17 protein-coding genes and 1 pseudogene are annotated in these 26,205 nt (G+C 69.2%); 8 read left to right on the top strand and 10 right to left on the bottom strand.

What is annotated here, in order from left to right; all coding sequences use genetic code 11:
* Window positions 1–7: 7 nt before the first annotated feature.
* Both IE278_RS25185 and IE278_RS25180 read right to left on the bottom strand, forming a co-directional pair.
* Window positions 8–802, bottom strand: coding sequence for a hypothetical protein (locus IE278_RS25185; protein ID WP_246570608.1), 795 nt, complete (start codon window positions 800–802; stop codon window positions 8–10).
* A gap of 168 nt (window positions 803–970) precedes the next feature.
* Entirely contained in the window at window positions 971–1,426 is a 456-nt protein-coding gene (locus tag IE278_RS25180) for a hypothetical protein (protein WP_189775530.1), read from the bottom strand.
* Between the two features lie 738 nt (window positions 1,427–2,164).
* Here IE278_RS25180 and IE278_RS25175 point away from each other — a divergent pair.
* Window positions 2,165–3,385, top strand: a complete 1,221-nt coding sequence (locus tag IE278_RS25175) for a PP2C family protein-serine/threonine phosphatase (protein WP_189775600.1) — start codon at window positions 2,165–2,167, stop codon at window positions 3,383–3,385.
* Between the two features lie 377 nt (window positions 3,386–3,762).
* On the top strand, window positions 3,763–3,930 hold the full coding sequence (locus IE278_RS25170) for an acyl carrier protein (RefSeq protein WP_189775529.1): 168 nt from the start codon (window positions 3,763–3,765) through the stop codon (window positions 3,928–3,930).
* Here the strand turns inward: IE278_RS25170 and IE278_RS42405 are convergent.
* Window positions 3,875–4,188, bottom strand: a pseudogene (locus IE278_RS42405) (ATP-binding protein); the annotation flags it as partial. The gene IE278_RS25170 and the pseudogene IE278_RS42405 sit on opposite strands and share 56 nt — an antisense overlap.
* Before the next feature lie 57 nt (window positions 4,189–4,245).
* On the opposite strand from IE278_RS42405, the gene IE278_RS25165 reads away from it, so the two are divergent.
* From IE278_RS25165 to IE278_RS25150, 4 genes are all read left to right on the top strand, one after another.
* A complete protein-coding gene (locus tag IE278_RS25165) occupies window positions 4,246–5,565 on the top strand; it encodes an APC family permease (RefSeq protein ID WP_189775528.1) in 1,320 nt (439 codons plus the stop codon).
* 179 nt (window positions 5,566–5,744) lie between these two features.
* Complete coding sequence (locus IE278_RS25160; RefSeq protein ID WP_189775527.1) at window positions 5,745–7,109, top strand: tryptophanase; 1,365 nt, start codon at window positions 5,745–5,747, stop codon at window positions 7,107–7,109.
* Window positions 7,106–8,806, top strand: coding sequence for a tryptophan 2-C-methyltransferase (tsrT, locus tag IE278_RS25155; RefSeq protein ID WP_189775526.1), 1,701 nt, complete (start codon window positions 7,106–7,108; stop codon window positions 8,804–8,806). The genes IE278_RS25160 and tsrT overlap by 4 nt, the downstream gene beginning before the upstream one ends.
* Before the next feature lie 150 nt (window positions 8,807–8,956).
* Window positions 8,957–9,310, top strand: a complete 354-nt coding sequence (locus IE278_RS25150; protein WP_189775525.1) for a DNA ligase-like domain-containing protein — start codon at window positions 8,957–8,959, stop codon at window positions 9,308–9,310.
* 279 nt (window positions 9,311–9,589) lie between these two features.
* Here IE278_RS25150 and IE278_RS25145 read toward each other — a convergent pair whose 3' ends face one another.
* The gene (locus tag IE278_RS25145; RefSeq protein ID WP_189775524.1) at window positions 9,590–10,159 is read right to left on the bottom strand and encodes a 2'-5' RNA ligase family protein; all 570 of its coding nucleotides are present in this window, start codon (window positions 10,157–10,159) and stop codon (window positions 9,590–9,592) included.
* 191 nt (window positions 10,160–10,350) lie between these two features.
* Complete coding sequence (locus tag IE278_RS25140; RefSeq protein ID WP_246570606.1) at window positions 10,351–10,635, bottom strand: DUF5132 domain-containing protein; 285 nt, start codon at window positions 10,633–10,635, stop codon at window positions 10,351–10,353.
* Between the two features lie 196 nt (window positions 10,636–10,831).
* Between IE278_RS25140 and IE278_RS25135 the strand changes: the two genes are divergently transcribed.
* Window positions 10,832–11,044, top strand: coding sequence for a hypothetical protein (locus tag IE278_RS25135; RefSeq protein WP_189775523.1), 213 nt, complete (start codon window positions 10,832–10,834; stop codon window positions 11,042–11,044).
* Between the two features lie 99 nt (window positions 11,045–11,143).
* Here IE278_RS25135 and IE278_RS25130 read toward each other — a convergent pair whose 3' ends face one another.
* The 4 genes from IE278_RS25130 to IE278_RS25115 form a co-directional block, all read right to left on the bottom strand.
* Window positions 11,144–12,430 carry an acyl-CoA dehydrogenase family protein gene (locus IE278_RS25130; protein WP_189775522.1) on the bottom strand — a complete coding sequence of 429 codons (1,287 nt, stop codon included), beginning with the start codon at window positions 12,428–12,430 and terminating at the stop codon, window positions 11,144–11,146.
* 165 nt (window positions 12,431–12,595) lie between these two features.
* Window positions 12,596–12,817 (bottom strand): MbtH family protein, encoded by a 222-nt coding sequence (locus IE278_RS25125; RefSeq protein ID WP_189775598.1) that lies wholly within the window; start codon window positions 12,815–12,817, stop codon window positions 12,596–12,598.
* 325 nt (window positions 12,818–13,142) lie between these two features.
* A complete protein-coding gene (locus IE278_RS25120) occupies window positions 13,143–15,434 on the bottom strand; it encodes an ABC transporter ATP-binding protein (RefSeq protein ID WP_246570599.1) in 2,292 nt (763 codons plus the stop codon).
* Window positions 15,435–15,561: 127 nt separating this feature from the next.
* A complete protein-coding gene (locus IE278_RS25115) occupies window positions 15,562–23,112 on the bottom strand; it encodes a non-ribosomal peptide synthetase (RefSeq protein WP_189775520.1) in 7,551 nt (2,516 codons plus the stop codon).
* Between the two features lie 1,390 nt (window positions 23,113–24,502).
* On the opposite strand from IE278_RS25115, the gene IE278_RS43090 reads away from it, so the two are divergent.
* Entirely contained in the window at window positions 24,503–24,841 is a 339-nt protein-coding gene (locus IE278_RS43090; protein WP_308434936.1) for a transposase, read from the top strand.
* A gap of 33 nt (window positions 24,842–24,874) precedes the next feature.
* On the opposite strand, the gene IE278_RS25105 is transcribed toward IE278_RS43090, so the two are convergent.
* Window positions 24,875–25,549 (bottom strand): DUF6766 family protein, encoded by a 675-nt coding sequence (locus tag IE278_RS25105; protein WP_189775597.1) that lies wholly within the window; start codon window positions 25,547–25,549, stop codon window positions 24,875–24,877.
* Window positions 25,550–26,205: the final 656 nt, after the last annotated feature.

Below are 26,205 nucleotides of genomic sequence, written 5' to 3'. Positions count from 1 at the left end.
ACGCCGCTCACAAGCTCGGCGGCGGCGCCGTGACACTGCCGATCCTGCGGTGGGAAACCCCGCTGATCAGTACCGAGCGCCCGCAGCCACTGGCAGGTGTCCGGTCTCGCGGGAGGTGAGACCGGACAGCAGTCGTGCCACCGGGAGCAGCCAGGTGCGGTTCGGGGCTCAGGCGGGGTGGCGGTTTCCGTCGGCGTCGCAGGGGAGTTCGGAGGCTGGGTGGGTTGGCGATGAAGTCGCGTTCGGCCTGGCGTCCGGCTTCGGTGATCGCGGTGGGTGTGATGTTGATGACGCCGCCGAAGGGGCGGTCGACGTCGCGGATGATGACGAGGGCTGTGGTCAGCAGGGCGGTGATCACGACGAGAGTGAGGATCTGGCCGCGGTTTTTCCGTCTGGGCACGCAGATTCCCAGTGCTGTGACGGTCAGGACGAGGGTGGCGAGCACGAACCAGAAGACCTTTGCCGTCGGCCACGGCGGGCCATGTCTGGACGCGGACCGCGCGGCTGTAGCAGACGGCGGCGGCCTGGACCCGGGCCCGTTCGGCCTGCGGCGCGTATTCAGCGGTCTCCACGAGCGGTCCAGGGCGCGGGCCTCACCGCGCGAGGCGCTCTCAGCCTTCCCGTAGGAGCCGTTGGCGGTGACCAGGACGAAGGAAAGCAGCAGGACGGTCATCGTCAGCAGCGGGCCCACCAGGTCCTTGACCGCCATGCCCTCGTCGTCCACGACGTCCAGCAGACGTGGCCGCAGCCAGCGATTGGCGGCCAGGCCCGCGAACAGGGCGAGCAGGGCGACGACGATCACGGGCCTCCCGCGCCGGGCCGGCCCTCTCTTCCGAGCCTGCACCGCACCCTAGGTCCCAGCAGAGGCGTTACGGCACACGGGTGACACCACGGCACCCGGTGACCGGGACCACCTCCGGGTACGGCTACGAGGTGCCCAAGGCCACCCGGACCGCCGCCGCCCAGGCGCTCAAGCCGCTCGAGAACGACAAGGACCGTCAAAAGCGCAGCCTCGGGAAGGCCGTTGATGCTCAGGAGCCCCCGCCGCTCGACCCCAGGCAACTGCTTCGGCTCTGCCTGCTTCATCGCCGATGCGGTAGCGGAACCAACGCCCAGCGAAAACGATCACGTGCTCGCTGGCGTCGACGGTGAAGTCGGCCCACCAGCCATGGTTCGGATCAAGGGATCTCGCGAGAAGATGGGCAAGGGCGTCGGCGAGGCAGTCGGCGCCCTCGAAGTCCACGAAGGTCCAGGTGCAGGGCTGACCGTCGACCACACCATGCTGGTCGTCTCTGTCGGCGCCTTCATCTGCCGGCAGAGTCGACACGGACACCTCGTGGCGGCCCAGGCGGACAAGGCTGAGTCCGGCCAGCCGGATGTCCGCGCCAGTCCGAAGGCTTTCCGCGATGATGCGCCCTCGAATCATGAGTACATGCTCGCAAACTGGGCGCCCCGCATGAATAGTGCAGTGCCAGCACACTGCCTCTTCACCAGTACACCGCCTCTGAAACGACGCTGCCAGGCTCCGGCCTTCCGCACGGTCGCCGTGCCGCCCGGCAGGACACGCGAACCGCCCCGTCCCCTCGCCCAACCGCCGTTCCCTGCCTCCCTCCCCCTCCCATCCATCCCAGGGCCAGGGCGACAGTGAGCAGCAGAGATGAGGGCCCAGGGGCGTCCAGCGCTCGGCTACCGCCTTGCTCGCTGCCACCTCGGCCAGGGCCGGCGGCCGGAGACGTCTGCGGCGGGATCGTCCGCGAGCGTGACCGCAGCAACTCACCGCTATCCCTGCATGATCCGTTCGCCCTCTTGCCGGGGCCGACGCGGTCCGCGCGTGCCTGGCACGCTGCAGTTCGTGTACGGGCCCCACTGTCCGACCGCGCGTGAGCATGGTCGTGTTGAGCATGGTCGTGTTGGCGGTCAGTGAACTGGTGACGCAACGCCGTCGATCACCGCGGCGGATGTGGCGCGGGCACACACCCTGATCCAGGCGGCCCCTTTGCCGGGCAGCTTGGGCTGCGCGAGGCCCTTGGGCACCGCTGGTCTGCGATGCGAGGACGGCTAGAGTGAGTAGGTCTGTCCTCTACCCAGCGGTGTGCCGGGGTTCGGTTGGGGCTGTGGGGTGGGAGAAGCTCCTGTGAATGATCAAGACCGTGGAAGCCGGGAGATGCTGGCCGGCCTGCTGGCCACGAGCCAGCTGATACCCCTCGAGTGGCTGCCGGCCAAGACGGCCGAGCACGCGGCGTCCGCGGGTTTCACCCAGGCACTGATCTATCTGGCAGACCTGCAGCGTGAGGTGCTGCAACTGCTGACCGGCCAGGGACTGGACGCCGCGAGGGAAGCCGGCGGCGAGGAGACCGGTATCAAGATCGAGGGCACGTTGCCCGGCCGCGCCTACCAGTACGGGCAGATCCTGCGCGGCGGCCGCTCCGGTCCTGGAGAACGGCAGTGGTGGGTGCCCTTGCTCAACGGCACCGAGCGCCTCGGCGTACTGCGTCTGACCACGCGAGCCGATGACGCGCGCACGCGGGAGAACATGGAACTGCTCGCCTCCCTGATCGCACTGATCATCGTCAGCAAACGGCAGAGCAGCGACTCCTACGCCCGGCTGATGCGCACCCAACCGCTGAACATCGCCGCCGAGATGCAATGGCATCTGATGCCGCCTCCCACCTACTCCGACAGCCGCGTGGCGATCTCCGCCGCGATGGAGCCGGCCCACCACATCAGTGGCGACGCCTACGACTACGCCACCGCGGGACCGGTGGTGCACGTATCGATCTTCGACGCGATGGGCCACGACACCGCCGCCGGCCTGACCGCGGCCCTGGCCATGGGTACCTGCCGCAACACACGCCGCCAGGGCGGTAGCCTGCTCGACATCGGCGAAGCCGTCGAGGACGCGCTGCTCAAGCAGTACCACCAGACGCGATACGTCACCGGCATCCTGGCCGACCTCGACACCGACACCGGAGTCCTGACCTGGGTCAACCGGGGCCACATGCCGCCGGTACTCATCCGTGCCGGCCGCTCGAGCAGCCAGCTGAACTGCAGACCCGCACACCCGATGGGCACCGCCCTGGGCCTGGAAGCCGCCCTGTGCCGGGAACAGCTGGAACCCGGCGACCGCATCGTGTTCTACACCGACGGCATCACCGAAGCCCGCGGCAGCGGCGACACCGAACTCGGCGTGGAACGCTTCACCGACTTCCTGATCCGCCACCACGCCGACGGACTACCCGTCCCCGAAACACTGCGCCGCCTCATCCACGCACTGCGCGACTACCACGACGGCCAGCTCCAGGACGACGCCACCATCCTCATCTGCCAATGGCTCGGCCCCGCCGATGCCTCCACCGCATCCGGGTCGGGTGTCGTTTCGCCCTGACCGGCAGAGCGTGGCGGCAGCCTCATCAACCATCTCGGAAGGGCGGCGAGCAGCGAGACGGGGGCAGGACAGCCGGGGCCTCCCACCGTTCTCACAAACCCGCCAGGAAAGTCCGAAACGAAAGACCCACCTGACCTGGGCGGACCCACAACCGGCATGATCGACTACCCGTCCACTCCGAAAACACCGCAGAGCCAGCCACGACGGACCTCAGGGACTTCCTCGCAGAAACCCTGCCGACATTCATGCTGCCTTCGATCTTCCGCTGATCGATGCGATCCCCCTCATCGACGCCGGCAAAACCGACCGCACAGCGCTCGCCATACTTCATCCCCGCACCGCAGAGGTATCGCTCACACCACCCCGCCCACGAAGGGGTGGGCGAGGAACTGGTCGCGCTGTGGGCGCAGATGCTGGACACCGACTCCATCACCTCGGACACCGATTTCTTCCGAAACGGTGGCGACTCCCTGCAGATCCTCGAACTCCTCACCGCTGTCGAACAACCCTGGGACGTCGATGTCCCGGTCGAGGATTCTCATTGAGCCAACAATCCCCCCGCCAGACCTCGAACCCCTGGGAGACGGCCATGAGGATCTCCAGGCCGTGCTGTCCCACACGGCCCGCATCGGCGGCCCTGGCACCGGCAGGACGGGACCGCTGTCCCACACGGCGACCTCCACCACGGACCTGGAAACACGCAGTTCCATCATGACCGGCCCGGGCGCGTACTTGCGGGCGTAGGTAACCAACTCGCTGACGACCAGCCGGGTCAGGTCCATCGCACGTGCGGCCACCAACAGAGATAATCCTGGATTAATACCGTATTTCTGGATACCGCAACATGGAGCCAGGTGAGTATGAAGAGCCGCGCACAGGACGATGCGGGACTCCCCGGGACACCACTCAAACGCACACTGACCACGACGGTCCTCTACTTCTTCATTCTGGGTGACGTGCTGGGCGCCGGCGTCTACGTGCTCGTAGGGCAGGTGGCAGCGGAATCCGGGGGCGCGGTGTGGGCCCCCCTGATCGTGGCCCTCGGTCTGGCCGTGTTGACGGCCTCCTCCTACGCTGAACTCGTCACGAAATACCCACGGGCCGGCGGTGCCTCGCACTACACCACTTTGGCCTACGGCCCGTTCGCCGGGTTCTTCACGGGTTTCTGCATGCTGGCCGCGGGCGTCGTGTCCGTGGCCGCCCTCGCCCGCGGGTTCGGCGGTGACTACCTCGGTGTCTTCTTCTCGTTGCCCGTAGCCGTGGTGGCTGTGTTGTTCCTCGGCGCCCTGGCCCTGCTCAACGCCCGAGGGATCCGCGAATCGACCCGGGCCAACGTGGCCGCGACCGTCATCGAGGTCGGAGGCCTTGTGCTGGTCATCGGCCTCGGTGCCTGGGTGGCACTGCGCGGTGACGGGGATGTGGGCCGCCTGACGCAGCTCGGAACGGACCAGAACTCACCGGCCGCCGCCATGCTGAGCGGATCCGTCCTGGCCTTCTACTCCTTCGTCGGCTTCGAGACATCCGTCAACGTGGCCGAGGAGACCCGCGATCCCCGGCGGTCGTACCCACGCGCCCTATTCTGCGCACTGGCCACCGCCGGCGTGGTCTACGCGCTGGTCGGTGCCGCGGCGAGTTCCGCGGTGAGTACGACCTCGCTCGTGCAGTCCAGCGGACCGCTGCTCACCGTCGTGGAGGTGGCGGGCGGCGTACCGACACGGGTCTTCAGCGTGATCGCCCTGATCGCCGTCGCCAACGGCGCGCTGCTGACCGGCATCATGTCCTCCCGGCTGGTATACGGAATGGCCCGCGACAAACTGCTGCCACATTTTCTGACGAAGGTGCTGCCCGGCCGACGCACTCCCTGGGCCGCTATCGCGACGACCACCGTGCTCTCGCTGCTGCTCGCGCTGACGGGAGACCTGGCCTCACTCGCCTCGACGCTCGTACTGCTGCTCCTCGTCGTCTTCTTCCTGGTCAACACGGCCGTTCTACGACTGCGCAAGGACACGGTGGCGCATGACCACTTCACGACCCCGACGACGATCGCCCTGCTCGGCGCGGCATCGTGTGTGCTGCTCGCCACTCAGATGGACGGCCACGTATGGGTCCGGGGCCTGATCGTGCTGGCCGTCGGCGCACTGCTCGCCTGGGCCGCGGCCCGGGCACGGCGACGCCCATAGTCCTGCCTTCCGGCACTCCGGGCCTGTCGCCCCGGACTCATCAGGCTGCGGACTCCTCAACAGGTGCTCGGCACCGATCGAGGGTACGGTCGTATGGAGAATTTACCGGTATGCATGAATTCCCTGATACCGTCCGGGCTCCCCTCCGGCGAACCAATTCGGTGGAATGGGGTGCGGTAATGGAACCGTTTCGCATCAAGGCCGTGGAACCGATTCCGTTCCTCACGCCCGAGAAGCGGCAGCAAATCCTGGACGAGGCCGACCACAACATCTTCCGGGTGCGTGCTTCCGACGTGACGATCGACCTGCTGACCGACTCCGGAACGACCGCGATGTCGTCCGCGCAGTGGTCATCCCTGTTCATGGGGGACGAGTCCTATGCGGGGGCCTCGTCCTATGAGCGGTTCGAGCAGACCGCGAAAGACCTGACCGGATTCCCGGAGATCATTCCCATTCACCAGGGCCGCGCGGGCGAGCGGATTCTCTTCACCGAACTGCTGAGTTCCGGGCAGATCACCGCCGCGAACACGCACTTCGACTCCACACGCGCCAACGTCGAGATGCTGCAATGCAAGGCAGTGGATCTGCCGTGCCCCGAAGCCGCCGATCTCACCGACCAGTCGCCCTTCAAGGGCAATATAGATCTCGACCGGCTGTGGGAACTGCTGGCCGGCCCGGACGGCGAGAAACTGGGCGCGGTCATCATGACCGTGACCAACAACGGAGGCGGCGGCCAGCCGGTATCGCTGGCCAATCTGCGGTCCGTGCAGGAGGTGTGCCAGAAGTACGGGGTACCGCTGCTCCTGGACGCGTCGCGTTTCGCGGAGAACGCCCACCTGATCATTGCCCGGGAGCCCGGTCAGGAAGGCCGCAGTCCACGCGAGGTGGCCCGTACGATGTTCGACCTCGCGGACGGCTGCTGGGCCTCGCTGAAAAAGGACGGCCTGGCCAACACGGGCGGGTTCATCGCCCTGCGCGACACGGAGACGGCGGCGCGCTGCCGCGAACTGCTGATCGCCTGGGAAGGGTTCCCCACATACGGAGGACTCGCGGGACGCGACCTGGAAGCCCTGGCCCAGGGACTGCGGGAAGTCACCGACCCCGCCTATCTCACCTACCGGGCCGACACCGCACGGTGGTTCGCCGACGCGCTGGCCGAAGCGGGCCTGCCCGTAATGCGCCCGGCCGGCTGCCATGCCGTCTACGCCGACGCCGGACGGCTCCTGCCCCACATTCCCCCGGCCGAGTTCCCCGGTGTGGCGCTGGTCTGCGAGCTCTACCGGACGGCGGGGGTGCGTACGGTGGAGTTCGGCACCCTCACGTTGGGCCATGACGACCAGCCGGCTCCGCACGAGCTGGTACGACTCGCGCTGCCCCGCCGCGTCTACACCCGCTCGCACCTGGAGTACGTGGTGGAGTCCGTCAGCGATGCGGTAGGGCGGGCCGAGGAGCTGACCGGCTTCGAGATCACCGGACCGCAGGCACCGATGCGGCACTTCACCGCCAGGCTCAGTCCCCTCGGGAAAGGCAGGGACATCCAGTGAGCACCCTCATCACCCTGATCAACCCGAACAAGGTCCACCCCCCGATCACCCCGTATGCGCTGGACGTCCTCACCACCCGGCTGGAGCAGCACGGCTACACCGTGGAGATCGTGGACCTGTGCTTCGAACGGGACGCCTGGCCGCAGGTCATCGAGGAGTACTTCACCTCCCGTCCGTCGCCGCTGCTGGTGGGCATCTCAGTGCGCAACACCGACACCCTCTACGCCCAGCAGCAGCGCGTCTTCCTCCCCGAGCACCGGCAGATCGTACGGAAGATCCGGTCGCTGACCCCGGCACCCGTGGTGGGCGGCGGGGTGGGGTTCTCCACCATGCCGTTCGCCTGCGTGGACTACTTCGGGCTGGACTTCGGCGTCAAAGGCCCGGGCGAACTCATCCTGGTGGACCTCGCCCACCGGTTGTCCCACGGCGGTGACCCGGCCACGGTCGCGGGCCTGCTCATCAACCAGGGCGACGGCCGGGTGACCCGCGTCCCCACCCCCGACCCCGACCCCGCCCTGGGCAAGGTGGGTGAGGTCGGCGCCGGACAGCCGCGCGCCTGGCAGGTCGATACCGCCTCCGCCTACACACGCCGTTCGGGCAACCGGTTCAAAGTCGACAACCTCGGCTACTACGAACGCGGAGGCCTGGGCAACATCCTCACCAAGAGCGGCTGTCCCTACGCCTGCGCGCACTGCGTCGAACCCGACGCCAAGGGCACGGCGTTCGCCAAACGGTCCGTTACCGCGGTCGTCGACGAGCTGACCGAACTGGTGGAGCAGGGCGTGTGCGACGTGCACACCGCCGACTCCGAGTTCAACCTCGCCATCGCGAACACCAAGGCCGTACTGCGCGAGGTAGTACGCCGCAAGGACAACGCCCCCGACTCCCCACTGCACAAACTGCGGCTGTGGATCTACGCCCAGCCCAAGCCCTTCGACGAGGAGTTCGCCGAATTACTGGCGGCGGCCGGATGCGCCGGCGTGAACGTGGCACCCGACCACGTGCGCGACGACATGCTGGAGGGCTGGAAGGTCACCAAGAAGGGGACTCGCTACTACACCTGGTCGGACACCGAGCAACTGGTGAAACTGTGCCACCAGTACGGCATGGCCTCCATGGTGGAGGTCCTGGCCGGAATGCCAGGGGAGACCTGGGAAACCCTTCGTGAGGCCATCGACCGCACACTGGCACTGGACGCGACCGTGGCCGGGTTCAGTCTGGGGTTGCGCTGTTTCCCCTACCAGCCGCTGGGCCAGTGGCTCGCCCGCGAGAGCGCGGGTGTACGGCACGTCCTCGGGACGCAGTCCGACAGCGCCACCGAACCCATCGTGCTGCGCACCGCCGACCAGTGCCACTCCCCCGTGGAGTACGAGCGGCAGTTCATGTTCCAGTCCGACGGCACCGTCCGACCGGTGTGCTACTTCTCGACCGGTCTCCCCGAGGACCCCGCCACCATGGCCGACCCCGCCGGACGCTGGCTGCACACCGTCGAGCTGATGTGGGACCACATCGACCCCGCCGACTACCCCCGTGTCATGCTGCCGACCGCTCCCGGCAGTTCCAAAGACGACAACAACTACGCCGACAACCCCTTCCTCACCACGCTCACCGCCATGGGATACCACGGCGCGTTCTGGGCGAAGTGGAGGGAACGCGACGCCATCCTCGCCGAAGCCGACAGACACGGCATCGTCTGACCTTCCGCCGGCCACGCGCTCCGGAGCGCTGATCGCCACATCCCGTGTGGAACCGGCCATCGAGGCAGGCTGCAAAGCCGTGGTGGGTGAGTGGGATCCCTACTACGACGGCGTCACCCTCACCACGCCGGGCAGCCTGTCATCGATCACATGGTCCCCCGCCGAAGCCTGGGACTCCGGCGCCCGCGCCTGGACGGCGGCCCGGCGCGAGGCACTACGCCAACAACCTCGACGCCCACCGCTCCTGGTCACCGTCACCGCCCGCACCAACGCTCGAAAACCGACCAGGACCCCGCCGACCGGCAGCCCCCGCTTGCCGACACCCCTGCGGAGCCGAAGTGGGACGGCTTCCGAGCCGGCCTGTCCGTCGACATCGGCCAGGCCGCGCTGCGCTCACGCCGCGGCACCCAGATGAGGCCCACGTTCCCGGAGGTCGTGACCGGCGCCGCGCAGCTACCGGACGCCACCGTCCTGAGGTCCTCGCCGATCCACCCGGGCGCCTGATCTGGGCCTCGGCCGCGCTGCCGGGAGCCACGCACGACCTGATCGCGGCCCGGACCCATGGCATTCCCGCTGCCCTCGCCGCCGATGACCTCAAGTGCTGGGCCGACCGGGCTTATCAGGGCGCTGGTCAGCCCGGTCCGTCAGACTGGTCCCCTGCGCGTCCGCGCCCTCGATGCCGCTCTTGGAGGCGCTATGGGTCAGCCCGGACAGCACCTTCATGAACGGCTGGCGAGCGTGCCCGGATCGACGGCCCCCTGCTTCAGGCGCGCGTGCTCGTCTTCACCTGCTCGGTAGTTCCTTACTGATCAGCGTGGTGAACTCGACGGACGACGCTTCCTGTTGCACGTCCACGCTCGGAGCCGGCCCGCTCTCCGAGGGCAGCCGCAGGTCACCGACCGCTGCGGGAGGGAAGTCCTCCATGGCCAGCCCGAGGGTGACGTGGGGCCAGAAGTCTTTCTCGACGATGTCCAGACCCTGGGTGATCTCCTCCTGGATGTGGCGCAGTTCGTCGCTGTACTCGACGCCAAGGCGGACCTGTTCACCCTTCTGCACCGTCTCCTCGTCGTAGCGGTAGGCAGGGTTCTTCTTCAGCGCCCAACTGCCGTGCCGCACCTCCCCGGTGAGGCGGATGAGCGGAGCCGCCCACTTACCGTCGGACACCAGCGCGCGGGCGTCGGCCAGCTTCCGCTCGTCGGCCTCGTGCAGAAAACCCAGGGTGATGTGGAGGTGCTCCCGGTTCTGCGGGTCGACCCGGTCTCGGCACTGCTGCTGGAGGTCGGCAAGGGCGTCCACCAACCCGTCGGGGACCCTGAGACAGATGAAGGCGTTCGCTGTGCTGTCACTGACCATGAGGTGCTCTGTCTTCCGTGTAGGGCTCAACGTCTGCCAGGCGTCACTACGATCAGCTCCGCGAGCGCCGGCCCGCATCCACGCCCGGGCGTGAGGGCGTCCGCGGGCAGGATGCGAGGCCCGGTGCCCTGCTGACCGCCGTCGGCGATGACCGGGGCGCCGCGGGCGCGCGGCGCGCTGCCGACTCGTCGTTACGGAGTCGCCGTCGCCGTCGCCGCACGGGTTTTCTTGACCGCCTGGTGCGGCACTTCCGTCGCGGTTTCCTGCAAATCCGAGGCGAATGACTCGGCTGCCGCCTCGGCGGCAAGGTCGTTCAGGTCTTCGTTCAGCCCGTGGGCGACGCGCTTGGCGTCCAGTGCCAGCTTCACCGAGGACTTCACCGTTCCCCGGACGACCTTCTTCAGCAGCGGCGCCGAAGCCGCTCCCAGCAGGAAAATGGGAATAAGCATAGTCAGTGAGACCTTTCCAGAAATCACGTGTCGAATTTTTCGACATCGCTCTCATAATTTCAGCGTAACGCCCCCGATGACCGCCCCACCAGAGCGGTACACCATGTTCACCCTTTCGGGTAGGGCATCAACTTCCTTGATCTTTCCGAACTTCACCTGACCTACCGTTGATCACAAGTAGGCCATAGCAAAAGTCTGGGCCGAAGGCGAGACAGGAGTTCGCGTGGAGAAGCCCATGCCCGAGGAAATCAATCCCGATGGCACTACCGACGGTGAGGAGGTCCTGTATTCCGCCGAGGTCCGTCATGCAGACGGTGAGACCACGCTGATCATCAATGATCACGTCCGCGGAAGCGTAGAGGTCTATACGGTACCCAGGAAGGCCGTGCAAAAGCTTCCCTTCTACCTCGCCATGCTCAGAAGCAAGATTGCCTGAACAAGAAACCCACCGACCGCGGGCACGGCGCCGTCGTGATCGGGCGCTCGGCCGAGACCGCCGCGGCAACCTCGACGGTCTCGGCTCCCCGCGCGGCGGTCAGGCCTGCCGCTGCGCCGCCACCAGCGGCCGTCCCTGCCGAGGACCCGCCAGCAGGGAATGGGCGAGGACGCTGTAGAGGGTGTCGTTGGGGCCGTCAGCGATACGAAGTCCCCTGATGTCCCGGAGCCGCTTCTCCATGGGGGTGCAAAGGGTGTATCCGTCGCTGCCGTGGAGTTGGAGCGCGATGTCTACGGCCCGGTAGGCCGCGTCGGTGGCGAAGGCCTTGGCGGCGGAGCACGCTGCCACGTCCGCGGCCGTAGGATTCCGCTCCATCCGCTCCAGGAGAGAGAAGCACCAGGCGGTCGCCGCCTGAACCTCGGCCGCCGCCGCGCCCAGCCGGGAAGCCACGGAGGGGACATCGGCCAGTGCCGTCCGGCCGACACTGCGCCGACGCGTACGCGTCACCGTCTCCTCGATGGCGGCGGTGGCCGCCCCCAGGCAGACCAGCGCCATCATCAGACGCCAGCCCGAGAAATGCGCGTCGAAGATCCGGCGGCCGTCCCCGAGTGCTCCGAGCAGGTTGTCCTTGGGGACGCGCACGTCGTCGAAGTGCAGGTAGCCCAGGCTCCAACCGCGCAGCCCCAGCGGCGCGGCGGTCTCGGTCGAGATGCCCGCGCTCTCCATCGGGACCCAGACCGCCGAGAGCGGCACCTCGCGCAGCAGGTCGGCGTCGCCTCGGAGCAGGGAGGCCCGGCCCGACCCGACCACCTTGCAGAAGACGACGAACCCGATGGCCTCCTCCACCCGACTGACCAGCCCCTTCGTGCCATAGAGGACGAGATGGCCGCCGTGGTCGACCGCTACGGTCCGCAGACCACGCAGGTCGGAGCCCGAGTGGGGTTCGCTGGAGGCCACGCCCGCCAGTTCGCCACCGTGCACGACGCGCTCCCGGACCGTCCGCGCCACGGCAGGTCCGCCGTAGCGCAGAGCCATGGCCCCGTGTCCCGAGCTGAAGACCTCCCGCGCATCGCAGTCCTGTCGTCCCGCCAGGAACATCGCGAGGCCCTGCGCCACTCGCTCAGCCCCGGGAGGAACCACCGCGGCGGGCTCTGTGGGTTTTCCAGGGATCGGGCCGCGTCCTGATTCGGCGATCACGCAGCCGAGATCGAGCGCGGTCAGCCCGGCCTCCGCCGCGTGCTTGCGCAGGCTCAGCCAGGGCGGTCGAGGCGTCTCCTCCGTCATGGGCTCCGGGAGATGGCTGTCGAGGAACGCGCTGACCTGGCCGGCGAAGTCGTCGAGAGCGGGATGGCGGGCGAGAACGGCACAGATTTCTGAGGTATCCATGTTTGGTGTCCGTCCTGGAAGGCTTGAGGGGTGAGGTGGCACTCCGAGCCGAAGTGCCCGGCTGATCCGGCTGACTCGTCGTTCGGGGGCGTGACGGCGCTGTTGCCGCCGGTGGCCCGGCGCCTGCACTCGGCTGCGGGTACCGCTGACCGGAGCCGGGGCGCGCTATGGCGCTCCGCCTCCGTCCACCGCTTCCGCGAGGCTGCGTGGCCGCATGTCCGTCCAGGCTCTGTCGATGTAGTCCAGGCATGCCTGTCTGGAGCCCTGCGCATGCGCCACTGCCCAGCCGGCGGGCACATCTGCCAGGGAAGGCCACAACGAGTGTTGGCCCTCGTCATTGACCAGGACGAGAAACCGGGCCGCGTCGTCGTCGAATGGATTGACCATGTCTGCCATATCGGCACTCCTGCGCTCTCATCGACCGGGTTCTGCCGCATACGCGGATTCATTATTGACGTCGGCCACCTGAAACCTCCCACAGGAGCCCGATCGCCTTTCATTGATCATTACCGGTGCGTCGGTAGGATACGGAATCGTCATCGGAATACCTCATGCTCCATTCATTTCGTTTCAATACCCATCGTTGCAGGTTGACGCCCGTATCCGAAATCATTCTGGTCGTCACCACCCGAAGGAATTACACGTCTTTCACCGGTCGGAAGCTCGCCGGGTCGACGGTGAATCAATGGACCGTTTCAAAACTTCTGTTCTGTCACGCGGGCACCGGTTGACCGACCTGCAGATTCCACAGCTTGCTGTAGAGGCCGCCATGAGCCACGAGTTCCTCGTGCGTCCCCTGTTCGGCCACCAGACCCCCGGGACTCATGGCATAGATGCGGTCGGCGTTCTGGACGGTGGACAACCGGTGGGCGATGACGACCATGGTCCTGTCCACTCCGAACACGTGGAGGGCCTGCTGGATGACCGCCTCGGTCTCGTTGTCGATCGCGGAGGTGGCTTCGTCCAGGACGATGACGGGTGGATCGGCCAGAATGGTCCTTGCCAGCGCGATGCGCTGCTTCTGCCCCCCGGACAGCGACGCGCCCCGCTCACCGACCCTGGTGGCGTAACGCTCGGGCAGGGTCTCGATGAATGCGTCCGCCCCGGCGGTACGGGCAGCGGCGGCAAGCTCGTCGTCCGTCGCGTGGAAGGTGCCGTAGCGGATGTTGTCCGCGATCGTCGCGTCGAACAGGAAGGGTTCCTGGGTGACATATCCGATCGCGCGGCGCAGGTCCGGCAGGGCCAGGGTGCTGACGTCGGTCCCGTCCAGCAGTACCTGTCCCTGGTCGGGGTGGTGGAAGCGCATGAGCAGTTTGGCGATGGTGGTCTTGCCGGCGCCGCTGGCCCCCACGATGGCGGTGGTCCGGCCGGGCGGAATGGTCAGGGACGTCTCGCGAAGGGCGGGCGGCCGCCCTGGATAGGCGAACGTCACTTTTCGCAGTTCGATCTCTCCCTTCACCTCGCGGGCTGACACCGGACGGCCTTCGCCAGTGGGCTCCACAGGCAGGCGTTGCAGCCGTTCCACCCGGTCCAGGGCGGTGACGGTGCGCTGGTACTGGTCGGCGGTGCTGCCCAGTTTGGACAGCTTCAGCATGGCGATGCCCGGCAACTCGATCAGCGGTCCGAACGCCGCCGTCGGCAGCGTCCCCCGCAGCACGGCCCGTCCGCCCAGCAGCACGGTTCCGACCAGGGCCGAACCGCCGGCCAGGCGCAGGATCTGGGGCGGGATCGCCGAGGTGCGGCCGGTGGAGCGGCTGGCCTCGCTGTATTCGCTGTTCAGCTCCGTGATGCGGTCGATCTCGTGCTGTTCGGTGACCGTGGACTTGATCGTCGCGTGGGCATGGAGGTTCTCGGTCAACCGGGCGTACAACCGCGCCCGTTGCTCGTCGGAAGCCGCGTGACTGGCGATCGCGCGTTCGTGGAAGCGGAAGGACAGCCAGGCCACGACCGGGATCGGTACGAAGGCGACCCAGGCGATCTGCGGAGCCAGCAGCAGGAACGCGGGGATCAGCAGGCCCAGGCTGGTGGCCATCTGCACCACGTCGTTCATGTTCGACGTGATGAACGTGCTGATCTGGTTGATGTCCTCGGACAGGACGGCGTTGACGCGACTGACCCGCTCCTGCTCCAGGCCGGCCGGTGACACCCGCTGGATGTGCTCGTACGTGCGGATGCGCCAGTCGTCCTCGATCTCCTGCCCCAGCTGACGCCAGACGACGCTGGACGCGTACCCGGAGGCCGCCATGGCGAGGCAGGCCGCTCCGGCTGCGCCGGCCAGGAGGGACAACTGTCCGGTGACGGTGGCCAGGCCGAGCCCGGCAAGGGTGGCGCTGCCCCCCTTGGCCACCAGCAGCACGATCGAGGGGCTGAGGGCGAAGAGCGCGATCTCCGCCAACTGGGAGATCCCGGACAGCAGCGCCGCCAGCGCGAACTTCCGCTTGTGCGGGCCGACGATGCGGCGCAGGGCATGGCCTTGGGGCGCCGACTCGTCCGCCGCCCGCTGTGCGCTGTCGGATCTTCGCCAGGACCGCCGGACGATCCCTGCCGTGGCCGCGGCCGTCAGTCCGAAGGTGAGCAGCGGTCGGCTGAGCAGCTTCAGGAGGAACGGCCCGCCGGCGATGGCCGCGACCACCGCGCCGCCGGCCCCGAGCACCTTCGGCAGCCAGCGTCCGCTTCCGGGTCCGGCCGTGCGACGTTCCAGGACTGGGCCGCGGCGTGGACCGGCGTCCGGGCGGCTTGCTGCCGTCCGCAGCTCCGCGGCGTGCGCGCGCAAGGCCGCACGGGCGGCCTCGACCGCCCGGCGCAGCGCCTGCGCCGCCTCCCGGGGGCCGAGGGTGCGGTCGTGTCGTAGCAGCACCCGGCCGGTGACCGGGCTGACGCGTCCCTCGGTGATGCCGGGGACGCGTCGCAGCGACGCCTCGGTCAGCCGGGCCAGGGCGGGGCTGCCGCGGACATGGTCGACTTCCCAGCGTTGGCGGCCGGGAACGATCGAACGGGGCCGCATCGTCACTCCCGTACGAGCACGACGGGTCGTCGGGGTGTGAGCGGGTGGGCTTACGAGCAAGGACATCGTCACCATCACTGGTTTCCGGTGGCCGTACTGCCGTCGGCGTACGGCCCTACTGGCACGGCTACTGCTGCGGCGTCCGGGGCCGCCCGATGAAGCCCCAGTAGCCGCGGATCGCGGCATCGTCGATATCGGGGAGGGGCACCCCCAGGTGTCGCAGCCGGTCGACGGTCCGGTCGTTCCCGAACTCGAGGGTCGGCTGCTGCCCTACACCCGGTGCGTTCCGGTCGTACTCCTCCAGCAGTGCCTGGTAGGGCAGGATCGGCAGGTCGTGCCCTCGTTCACCGGCGCGGCGCAGGCGTCGCAACCACTCGGTCAGCGTGACCTCTTCGGAGCGGCTTCCGTGCATCCGGTCGTACCCCGCCATGAAGGCTCCTGGTGTGACCTTGCGTGGGTGGTGGAGATGATGTGCGCCCCCGGTCCTACCGCCGTCACGCAGGAGTTCCACCAGGCCGCCGGCGAGGACGTCCACGGGAAGCAGGGCTTCGTCCAGTCCGGGGTCCGCCGGATGGCAGCCGAGCGCCGCGCAGCTCGTGAGCAACCGGGAGAACATGTCGTCCTGGTTCACGGCGCCCGTGGTGGTGTGGGCCCAGATACGGCCGAGCCGGTAGATGCCACCGACGGCACCCCGGTCGAAGGCACGCTCCACCAGCCGGTCGGCCACCCATTTGCTCGCCGCGTACCCCCTGCCGAAGGGGTGCCGTTCGCTGTCGATCGGCGAACGCTCCGTGATCAGGCGGGAGTTCGGGCCGAGTCGGAACACCCCGAGGGTCGAGAGGTGGTGGAACGACTTCGGCCGTCCTTCACCCGCCAGGTGCAGAAGGGTGCGCGTGCCCTCTACGTTGGCCGGCTTCAGCCGTGGGTACGGCGAGAGGTGATGGACGTGTGCGCCGCCGTGGACGATCGTGTCGATCGCCTCCCGCAACTGGTCCCAGCCAGCCGGATCGAGGCCGAGACGGAAGGCGGTCAGGTCTCCGCGGACGATCACCAGGCGAGGATCGTCCGGCGAGGCGGTGAGGCCGTAGCCGCGCCAGGCCTCGGCCAGCCGCTCGCGTGCCTGCGCGTCGGTCCGCGCGCGGACGAGGCAGTGGACGCGGGCCGACGTGCGGTGCAGCAGCTCGGGCACGAGGAAGGCCCCGACGAACCCCGTGGCCCCGGTCAGCAGGATGTCGCGGGGGTCACCGGTGGCGGGCGGGAGGGGGGCGAAGCGCAGGACGGGACTGAGTTTCGCCTCCGTGTCCGGCACGTACGACGTCACCGTGTGCGGGTCGTCCGCGTGGAGCCGCCGGGCCAGTCCTGCCGGTGTCGGTGCCTCCAGGAGCGCCGACAGGTTGAAGGGGACGGTCAGCGTCTCGCCGATCCTGCCGGCCAGGCGGGTGGCGAGCAGGGAGTGCCCGCCCAGCGCGAAGAAGTCGTCGTCCGGGCCCACTGCGGGCAGGTCCAGCACTTCGGCGAACAGTTCGCACAGCGTCCGTTCCTCGGGTGTGCTGGGCGCGCGGCCTGCTGCGGCGGCCGGGGTGAGGTCCGGGACGGGCAGTGCGTCGCGGTCCAGCTTGCCGTTGGGGGTCAGGGGCAGGGAGTCCAGGACCAGGAACACGGAAGGGACCAGGTAGGCGGGAAGGCGTTCGCGGAGGAAGGAACGCAGTTCGCCCGGGTCGGCCTTCTCGGCCCCGGCGGCCGGGACGGCGTACGCGGCCAGGTGGGTCTCCCCCCGGTGGACGTGGGGCATCACCGCAGCCTGTGCGATGCGGGGGTGGGAGGCGAGGACCGCTTCGACCTCGCCCGGTTCGATGCGGTGCCCGCGGATCTTCACCTGGCTGTCCGCCCGCCCGACGAAGACGAGTTGTCCGTCGGCGCGACGGCGGGCCAGGTCGCCGGTGCGGTACATCCTCGTCCCCGGCGGACCGTACGGGTCGGCCACGAAGCGCTGGGCCGTCAGGCCCGGGCGCCGCAGGTAGCCGCGCGCCAGTCCGACACCGGCGACGTACAGTTCGCCGGCCACACCGGGTGGCACCGGCCGCAGTGCGGCATCCAGCACATGGGCACGGGTGGCGGGGACGGGCCGCCCGATGACGGGGGTCGCGGCGGTGTCCAGCCGTGCCTGTACCGCGTCCACGGTGCATTCGGTCGGCCCGTACATGTTGTGGGCCGCCAGGCCGTCCACCGCGCGTAGTTCCCGCCACAGCCGCTCGGGCAGTTCCTCGCCGCCGAGCACGGCCACGCCGGGCCGCCATCGCCCGTTGGTGAAGAGGCAGCGGTCGACCAGCGCGCGCATGTACGAGGGTGTGACGTCGACCGTGTCGATCCGGTGGTCGATGAGCCATGCCGCGAACCGGTCAGCGTCCGTCCAGGTGGCGGCGTCGGGTACGTGTAGTTCGTGGCCGTGCATCAGGGCCGCCAGCTGGCCCCAGGAGGCGTCGAAGGAGACGGAGGCGGTCAGGGCGACGCGCAGGGGGCGCCCGTCGAGGCGCTCGGCGGCCGGTCCGAACACCTCGCTGCGGTACTGCGTGGCGATGTTGGCGACGCCGGCGTGCCGGGCGACGACTCCCTTGGGTGTGCCGGTCGACCCCGAGGTGTAGATCACGTAGGCCGGGTGGTCGGGAGACAGCATCGTCGCGGGGGCGGTGTCCGGCAGCCGCGTCAGTTCGCGCACGGTGTCCGGTGCGTCCAGCAGCAGGCGGGGCAACCCTGTGCCGAAGCCGCCGGACGCGCTGGTGATGGAGTCCGTGAGGAGCAGCACGGGCCGGGCGTCCTCCACCATGGCCTCGATGCGCCGGGCCGGGTAGTCGGGGTCCAGTGGCAGGTAGGCGGCTCCGGCCTTGAGGACGGCGAGGAGGGCCGGGACGAGGTCGCGGGAGCGTGGCAGGGCGATGGCAACGATGTCCTCGGCGCCGACGCCGCGAGCGGCCAGCGCCTGCGCGAGCCGGTTGGTCCGGCTGTCCAGCTCGGCGTAGGTGAGCGTGGTGTCGCCGGCCACCACGGCGACGGCGTCGGGGGTGGCGCGCACTTGTTCGTGGAACAGCTCGGGGACGGTGCGCGCGGCCGGCTGTGTGTTCGTGCTGTGGTCGGGGTCCGCGAGGAGGCGGCGCTCGTCGTCGGTCAGCACGTCGAGGCGGCTCATCGGACGGGACGGGTCGCGGACGGCCGCTTCCAGCAGCCGCACCCAGCGCGCTGCCAGGTCCTCGACGGTGCCGGGGTCGAACAGGTCGGTGGCGTAGTCGACGGTGATGTCCAGACCGAGGCAATCGCCCTGTGCGGAGCGTTGTTCGTGGACGCCGATGTCCAGGTCGAACTTGGCTGTGGCGGTCGGGATGCGCAGTCTGGACGTCCGCAGCCCGGGCAGCGCCAGTACCGCGGCTTCGTCGACGTCGAGGGAGAGGGCGACCTGGAACAGCGGGTGGCGGGCCGGCGACCGGGGCGGGTTGAGGGTCTCCACCAGCTGTTCGAAGGGCACGTCCTGGTGGGCGTACGCCTCCAGTGCGGTACCACGGACCCGTTTCAGCAGCTCCGTGAAGTCCGGGTCCTCGGAGGTGTCGGTGCGCAGTACGAGGGTGTTGACGAAGAACCCGACCACGTCGTCCAGGGCCTGGTCGGTGCGTCCGGCGATCACGCTGCCGACGGGGATGTCGGTGCCCGCGCCCATCTTGGTCAGCAGTGCCGCCAGCCCTGCGTGCAGCACCATGAAGAGGCTTGCTCCCGAGCCGCGTGCCAGCTCCGAGAGCGCGGTGTGCAGTTCGGCGTCGATCCGCAGGGAAACACGTGCGCCGCTGTACGAGGCGAGGGCGGGGCGGGGTCGGTCGTAGGGGAGCGGGAGTTCCTCGGGGAGGTTCGCCAGCGCGGAGGTCCAGTGGGCGAGTTGGCGGTGCAGGAGTCCATCGGGGTCGCCGGGGTCGCCCAGCAGTCGGCGCTGCCACAGGGCGTAATCGGTGTACCGCACCGGCAGGGCTTCCCAGGTGGGCCGCTTGCCGTCGCACCGGGCGGCGTATGCGGTGGCCAGGTCGCGGGCCAGGGTGGCCACGGACCAGCCGTCGGCGGCGATGTGGTGGATCGCGACCGCCAGGATGTGCTCGGTGGGCCGCAGGGCGAACAGCTCCGCACGCAGCGGCGTTTCGAGGCTCAGGTCGAACGGGTAACGGACGGTGTCCAGCAGCCGGGCGTGCAGTGCCTCCTCGTCGTCCACCTCCGCGACGGGCAGTGCCGGGCGTGCCGACGGCGAGTCGATGATCCGTTGGAAGGGCTCACCGTCGATGTCGGTGAACACCGTGCGCAGGCTTTCGTGCCGGTCCACCAGATCGCTCAGGGCCTCCTCCAGCGCCGCTCGGTCGAGTTCGCCGGTCAGCCGGTGTACCAGGGGAATGTTGTAGGTGGCGCTCGGGCCTTCCAGACGGTGCAGGAACCACAGCCGTCGCTGGGCGGAGGACACCGGCGCGGGGTCCGGTCGTTCCTGCGCGGTCAGGGGCGGGCGTCGCAGTTCCACGTCGTCCAGGCGGGCCGCGAGGCGGGCGGCCGTGGGAGCCTCGAACAGCAGGCTCAGGTCGAGGTCCGCCCCGAGCACGGCGCGGATCCGGGACACCAGGCGGATCGCGAGCAGCGAGTGTCCGCCGGTGTCGAAGAAGTTCGCGTCGGGACCGATGCGGGTCAGACCCAGCACTTCCGCGAACAGCTCGCACAGCAGTTGTTCCTGCGGGGTGCGCGGTGCCCGCGCGACGGAGGCGTCGGGCTCGTCGTCCGGATCGGGCAGCCCGTCGCGGTCCAGTTTTCCGTTCGGGGTGAGCGGCAGTTCGTCGAGCATCACGAAGGCCGAGGGCACCAGGTGGTCGGGCAGCTTGCCGCGCAGTCGTTCGCGCAGTGGTCGTGGCCGTGCGCGGTCCCCGTCGGCCACGACGTAGGCGATGAGCCGGAGATCCCCGTGGCGCCGGTCCGGCCGGGCGAGCACCACGGCCTGCACCACGTCCGGGCACCCGGCCAGTGCGGCCTCCACCTCTCCGGGCTCAATGCGGAAGCCGCGGACCTTGACCTGGTGGTCGGCGCGGCCGATGTACTCCAGCTCGCCGTCCGCCCGCCACCGCACCACGTCACCCGTGCGGTACATGCGTGTCCCGGGCGGGCCGTAGGGGTCGGCCACGAACCGGGCGGCCGTCAGCGCCGGGCGGCGCAGGTAGCCGCGCGCCAGTGCCGTACCGGCGACGTACAGCTCTCCCGCCGCGCCGGTGGGCACCGGCTGCAGCAGGTCGTTGAGCACGTGGACGCGCATGCCGCAGATCGGCCGACCGATCGGCGGCACCTGTTCCGAGGGGGTCAGTGGCCCGCTCACGGTGGCGCAGATCGTGGTTTCCGTCGGCCCGTAGGCGTTGAGCATGCGCCGGTTCGGCGCCCACCGCGTCACCAGCCCCGGCGGGCACGCCTCGCCGGCCGCCACCAGTGTCGAGACGGTGTCGGCCACCTCGGTGACGACGGCCAGTGCCGACGGCGGGACGGTCGCGTGGGTGATGCCGGCTTCGGGGTCGCTGAGCGCCGACAGCGGGTCGGCTCCGGGGACGAGGACCAGGGCGGCTCCGTTCAGCAGGGCGGCGCACAGCTCCCATACGGAGGCGTCAAAGCTGGGTGAGGCGAACTGGAGGATTCGGCTGTCGGAGCGGATGCCCCAACGCTCCACCTGTGCCTTGGCCATGGAGGCGATACCGGTGTGGGTCACCACCACGCCCTTGGGCCGTCCGGTCGAGCCGGAGGTGTAGATGACGTACGCCGGAAGGCGCGGGTCCGCGGCCCTGTCCGGGTCGGTGTCCGGTTGCCCCTGCGACAGCACCGCCACGGTCCGCGGGTCGTCCAGCACCAGGGCGGGCCGCGCGTCGGCGAGCATGTACTCCTTCCGCGCCGCCGGGTATGCCGGGTCCACCGGGAGGTAGGCGGCGCCGGCCTTGAGTACGCCGAGGACGGCGACGACGTACTCCGGTGTCCGCGGCAGGGCGATGGCAACGATGTCCTCCGCCCCGATGTCCCGGGCGGCCAGTGCGTGCGCGAACCGGTTCGCGCGTACGTTCAATTCCCGGTAGCTCAGTCGGGTCTTCCCGGCCACGACCGCGTCGGCGTCCGGTGTGCGGCGTACCTGGTTCTCGAACAGGGTCGGCAGGGGAACGCCGGGGACACCCGAGTCGGTCCGGTCGCCCCTGTTCAGGAGGGACTGCCGCTCGTCCTCCGAGAGCACGTCGAGCGCTGCGACCCGGCACTCGGGGTCGAGGTCCGCCATGTCCCGCAGGAAGCGCGACAGACGCCGCTGGGTGTCCGCGAGGTGTGTCTCGTCGTACGCACCGGGTGCCGCGTGGAGTCGCATGTGCGGGCCGGAGCCGTCCCGGCGGTCCCAGACCATGATCATCAGATCGGAGCCGAGCGGGAAGGAGAGGTTGTGGGGGACGCAGCGGTGGCCGGCGAACGTGATGTCGTAGTCGAACCCGATGAGGTTGACCACGGGCGAGAACACCGATCCCGCACCGCGGGTGAGGCCGAGGTCCCGGTGCAGGTCCTCGCCGCGGTAGCGCTGGTGCTCCACCGCTTCCCGCATCCGGACGTCGACCTGCGCCAGCAGCTCTTTCAGCGGCATGTCGGGCCGGACCGCCAGCCGGACGGGAACAGCGTTGGCCAGCATTCCCGGCGTCGTGCGGGAGACGGGGTCCACCCGGCCGGCCACGGTCAGTCCGATGACGACGTCCCGCGCGCCCGTCAGCCGGTGTGTGTACAGCGCCACGGCGGCGAACACGAAACGGAACCGGGAGACGCCGGCGCGCGAGGCCGCGGTCCTCAGCAGCTGCGGGTCCAGCAGCGGGAGCAGCTCGGTCCTCGGGACGGGGACCGGACCGGCGGCGGACGCCTCGCGCCGCATCGGTGGGACGCTGTGGGCCGCGCCCCCGGGGCGGGGGGACGGCTCGTCGCCCCGTGTCCATCCGGTCAACTGCCGCGTCCAGTAGGCCCGGTCGGTGTCCCGTTCCGGAGAGGCACGGTAGTCGCGGTCGGCCTGGACCAGCTCCGACAGCGGCCCGAAGGAACGGGGGGCGGCCTCCCGGCCCTGGACCAGTGCCGTGTAGACCTCGGCCACCCGCCGGGCCACGAGGGCGTATCCGAAGGCGTCCACGGCCCCGTGGTGGTAGGTGTGGTACCACCAGAAGCGGTCCGGTGCCAGCTGGAGCAGCGCGTAGCTGAACAACGGCCCGGAGGCCAGGTCCATGGGCCTGGCGAGATCGGCATGGACCCATGCGCGGGCGGCTGCCTCGGGATCGTCCTCGTCTCCGACGTCGACGAGGGACAGCGTCCAGGGCAGGTCCGGGTCCAGGACTTGGACAGGCTTGTCCTCGCCGGGGACGAGACGCACGCGCAGGGCGTCGGTCTCGCTCACGACCTGACGCAGCGCCGCCTCGAACGGGGCGGGTTCGACCGGTCCGCGGATCTCCAGGTACTCCCCCAGACGCAACGCCGGTCGTCTGTCGGGCGAGTGCCGGTCGGCGAGCCAGACCTCGCGCTGGCCGGCGGTCAGCGGCAGGATCTCGACCGACGGGTCGGCCACGTCGTCGAGGGCCGGCACATGGCCGGAGCCCTGCTGGGCGGGCAGCTGATGACGGGACAACGAGGAACCTCCTGTAGTGCCAGGGCCCCTTGATCACAGCCCCGGACCACCGGCCCCTCGCGGTGGCTGAGGGAGTCGGCGTGAAGGGCGGGACCGGATAGGGGCGCGGGAAGGCACCGCGTGCAGTGGGGGACGACGTATCGGCCTGGCCGGGGCCGGTGTCGGATTCCCATCGTGCCATTCGGTGGGCATATTCCACCGCCTGGGGCAAGAGAGCCACCCGAAGGAATGACATGTCAGACCATGTACATCTCTTGCCGGGCCGGGCCGGGCCGGGCCGGCCCGGGGCGCTGGGCTGCACGACCCGTGCAGCACGGGGAACGTGTGCTCTTCCCCGCGCCGGAACAGCAAGGGAACCGGATCGGATGCGGGCTTTCCCGGGTGAGGACGTGGTCAGCCGTCGGCGGGCCCGGTACCGCTTCGGGCGGCGGGGGAACCCTGCTGTCGCCGTGAGCGGCCCCGAGGTCGTCGGTGATGTCCTCCTCGCACCGGTCACGGCCCCGGGCGGGACGGCGATGACACCGCTGGAGGGTTCGTCCGACGCCCTCGGCGACAGGTGTCGGCCGCGCCTGCGAGCGTTCCTCGCCGGCCGCCGCGAGCATGGCTGTCGCGGACTCTGAGCGCCGGCGTCCCGTCCGTTTCGGGCGGCCCGCGCAGAAGCACATGCCCGGCCGCGCAGGTGGCCGGCGCCGGCGTGCGAGGCGAACGGGAGTGGCCCCGGCGGGCGAGTGTGGCCAGGTGGTCGCCTTCTGTCTCCAGGCCGCCCGTGGGGCCGGAGCCGCGGAGCCGTTCTTGCGTACGTAGTGCGCCACCGCATCCAGGCAGGTCAGGAAGTGTCTGTCGGGTGCTCCGGAGTCGAGGACGGTGTGGGTGGCCTCGTGGAGCCAGTGCCGGGCTTCGCGATGCTCGCCGAGGGCCAGGTGGTGCAGGTGGTAGCCGACCTCCCGGTTGCCGGCTCCAGCGGCCAGTTGCCACCAGAACCCGGCGCCTTCGGGGTGATCGGTCAAAAAGCAGCAGGCAGGTGAAGACCAAGGCGCCGTCGACGTCCAGATGGTCTTCGGGGGTATGCCTGAGGTCCTGGGCGAGGCGGTCGACGTGGTCGGCGGCGTCCGGTGTTGTTCAGGACCCGGCGGCAGAGGACGGCCAGGCGCCGCCTGGCCTGCGCCGCCCGGGCGATGTCGGGGGCAGGACGGGAACAAGCCACCCGTGAACACCAGGTCATCGTCTCCGGGCCGCTGCGGAGCGAACTCGCCCGTCAGCACCGCCGGAACGAGGGCTTCGCCCGGACGACTTCCACATCGACTACGACCGCCAGTAGGTCACCTCCCCCCAGGGACAAGTCAGCCAGGGCCGGGATGGCCTCTACCCGGCCTCCTCCCCTACCGCGGCCGTGGGTCGTGGCCCGGTTCACCAAGAGCCAGGGCCGCCCCTGCCCCGCCCGATCCGGCTGCACGCCTACCGTCCACAGCACCCGCACCGTGGGTTTCCCCCCACGCGAACTCCGCGACCTACAACTCCGCGTCCGCACGGGCAGCGGACGTCCCAGTGGAAAGCCCGTTGCGCGGTCCGCTCCGGAGTGGAGAGCACGGTCAACGAGTTCGCTCATGGACACGGCATGCCCCACTGCCGCTACCACGGACAGGAAAAGGCAGACGTCCAGCACGTTCTGACGTCCATCGCCGTCACCATCGAACGCCTCAGCGGACTTCCACCCACCGCGGAAGTATGACCTGTGGCACTCCTGTCGACGGCCTGCTGCATTTCATCCTTCGGTACCGGTGGATGTGTGCGGAGTTCCGACGGGTTTGGATTCCGGGGAGCCGCGCTGGCGGAGGTAGACGGAGAGGATGGCCATCGAGGCCACGGCCAGAAGCTCGGACTGCCAGTTCTGCAGGCTGCGGCTCCAGAAGTCCGCCGACGCGATGTACTGCGTCCAGCTGATCGGAGCCTGCAACTGCCGCAGCTGCTGCTCGTTGTAGGCGGCCACGCCCGCGATGGACTGAGCCAACCAGGACAAAAGGAAGAGCGCCGCCATCATCAGACCCAGCGAGCGGGAGAACAGCACCTGACGCACTCCGCCCACACCAGCCCAACCGGGTGAGTCCGGGCCCGCGTGTGCGCCCATCCGTTGGTCGCGGTCCGATTCGGGACCCACCTTGCCCATTTCCTTGGATTCGGGCGAGCCGCGTTGCAGCAGCCAGACCGTGGCAAAGATGTAGAGGAAGAACTGCAGGTATTCCGACTGCCAGTTCTCCGTCACGTCCACGGCGAAGTCGGACGACGCCAGGTAGCCGAGGAAGCCGATCTGTGCGAGTCCGTCAGTGGCGAGCTGATTGTTGAACTCCGTCCAGCCTGCCATGGCTTGTCCTGCAAGAGCCAGCAGGAAGGCGACACCGAACCCGAGGCTTATGCCGTTGTCACGCAGGAACCGGCGCATGCCGTGTCTTCCCGCGGTGGCCTGCTCATTGTCATCGGGTTCCTCGCGTGCGGGCATCGGCGGGGAGCCTGTCATCGCCGCATCAGTCCCACCACGATGAAGTAGGCCAGGCCGCCCAGCACAAGGGTCAGACACAACGTGAACATGGTGCGCATCCGTCAGCCTCCCTTCACTGCACACTGATACGGCTGACCAGAACGGGGCCGGCACCCTGCCGCCACGATCTTCCAGCCGTCCGGGAACTGCGACAGGAACAGCGTGTCCGAAGCCAGTACAGCCCGCGCCTGACGCCCGTAGACATCCACGCCGTCCAGAGGCTCTCCGGCCGGGAGGTTCAGCCCCGCGACCGCGTCGGCGCACGGCTTCCTCTCGGACTCCTCCGTCTCGCGCCGTGTCTGTGGAGCCAGGGCCGCGCACACCGCTGTCGGGTCACCGCCACGCAGGGCTCGTTCGAAGGAGGTGGCCGCCGCGGAGACGTCCGCCTCACGCCCGTCGGTACTGCCGCACGCAGCCAGAGGACACGTCAGCGCGACCAGAAGGAGCGACACTCGTCCGACGTGCCTTCGGGGTCCGCTCATCTTGAGCCCCTCTCGCGAGATACGACTGATGTTCATCGTGCGGCGCACCTTCCCCAAACGGTGTCAGACACGCCTCAC

Source organism: Streptomyces tauricus, from assembly GCF_014650955.1.
In the GTDB taxonomy this organism is placed as follows: Bacteria; Actinomycetota; Actinomycetes; order Streptomycetales; family Streptomycetaceae; genus Streptomyces; species Streptomyces tauricus.
The sequence above is the reverse complement of the archived record's forward strand: the minus strand, read 5'-3'. Positions and strand labels throughout refer to the sequence as shown.

What these genes read in the sequence shown, in the direction of transcription:
- IE278_RS25180 (WP_189775530.1), bottom strand. Translation starts at nt 1,426, where the DNA reads ATGATTCGAGGGCGCATCATCGCGGAAAGCCTTCGGACTGGCGCGGAC.
- IE278_RS25175 (WP_189775600.1), top strand. Translation starts at nt 2,165, where the DNA reads ATGCTGGCCGGCCTGCTGGCCACGAGCCAGCTGATACCCCTCGAGTGG.
- IE278_RS25165 (WP_189775528.1), top strand. Translation starts at nt 4,246, where the DNA reads ATGAAGAGCCGCGCACAGGACGATGCGGGACTCCCCGGGACACCACTC.
- IE278_RS25160 (WP_189775527.1), top strand. Translation starts at nt 5,745, where the DNA reads ATGGAACCGTTTCGCATCAAGGCCGTGGAACCGATTCCGTTCCTCACG.
- IE278_RS25150 (WP_189775525.1), top strand. Translation starts at nt 8,957, where the DNA reads ATGGTCCCCCGCCGAAGCCTGGGACTCCGGCGCCCGCGCCTGGACGGC.
- IE278_RS25145 (WP_189775524.1), bottom strand. Translation starts at nt 10,159, where the DNA reads ATGGTCAGTGACAGCACAGCGAACGCCTTCATCTGTCTCAGGGTCCCC.
- IE278_RS25130 (WP_189775522.1), bottom strand. Translation starts at nt 12,430, where the DNA reads ATGGATACCTCAGAAATCTGTGCCGTTCTCGCCCGCCATCCCGCTCTC.
- IE278_RS25125 (WP_189775598.1), bottom strand. Translation starts at nt 12,817, where the DNA reads ATGGTCAATCCATTCGACGACGACGCGGCCCGGTTTCTCGTCCTGGTC.
- IE278_RS25120 (WP_246570599.1), bottom strand. Translation starts at nt 15,434, where the DNA reads ATGCGGCCCCGTTCGATCGTTCCCGGCCGCCAACGCTGGGAAGTCGAC.
- IE278_RS25105 (WP_189775597.1), bottom strand. Translation starts at nt 25,549, where the DNA reads ATGCGCCGGTTCCTGCGTGACAACGGCATAAGCCTCGGGTTCGGTGTC.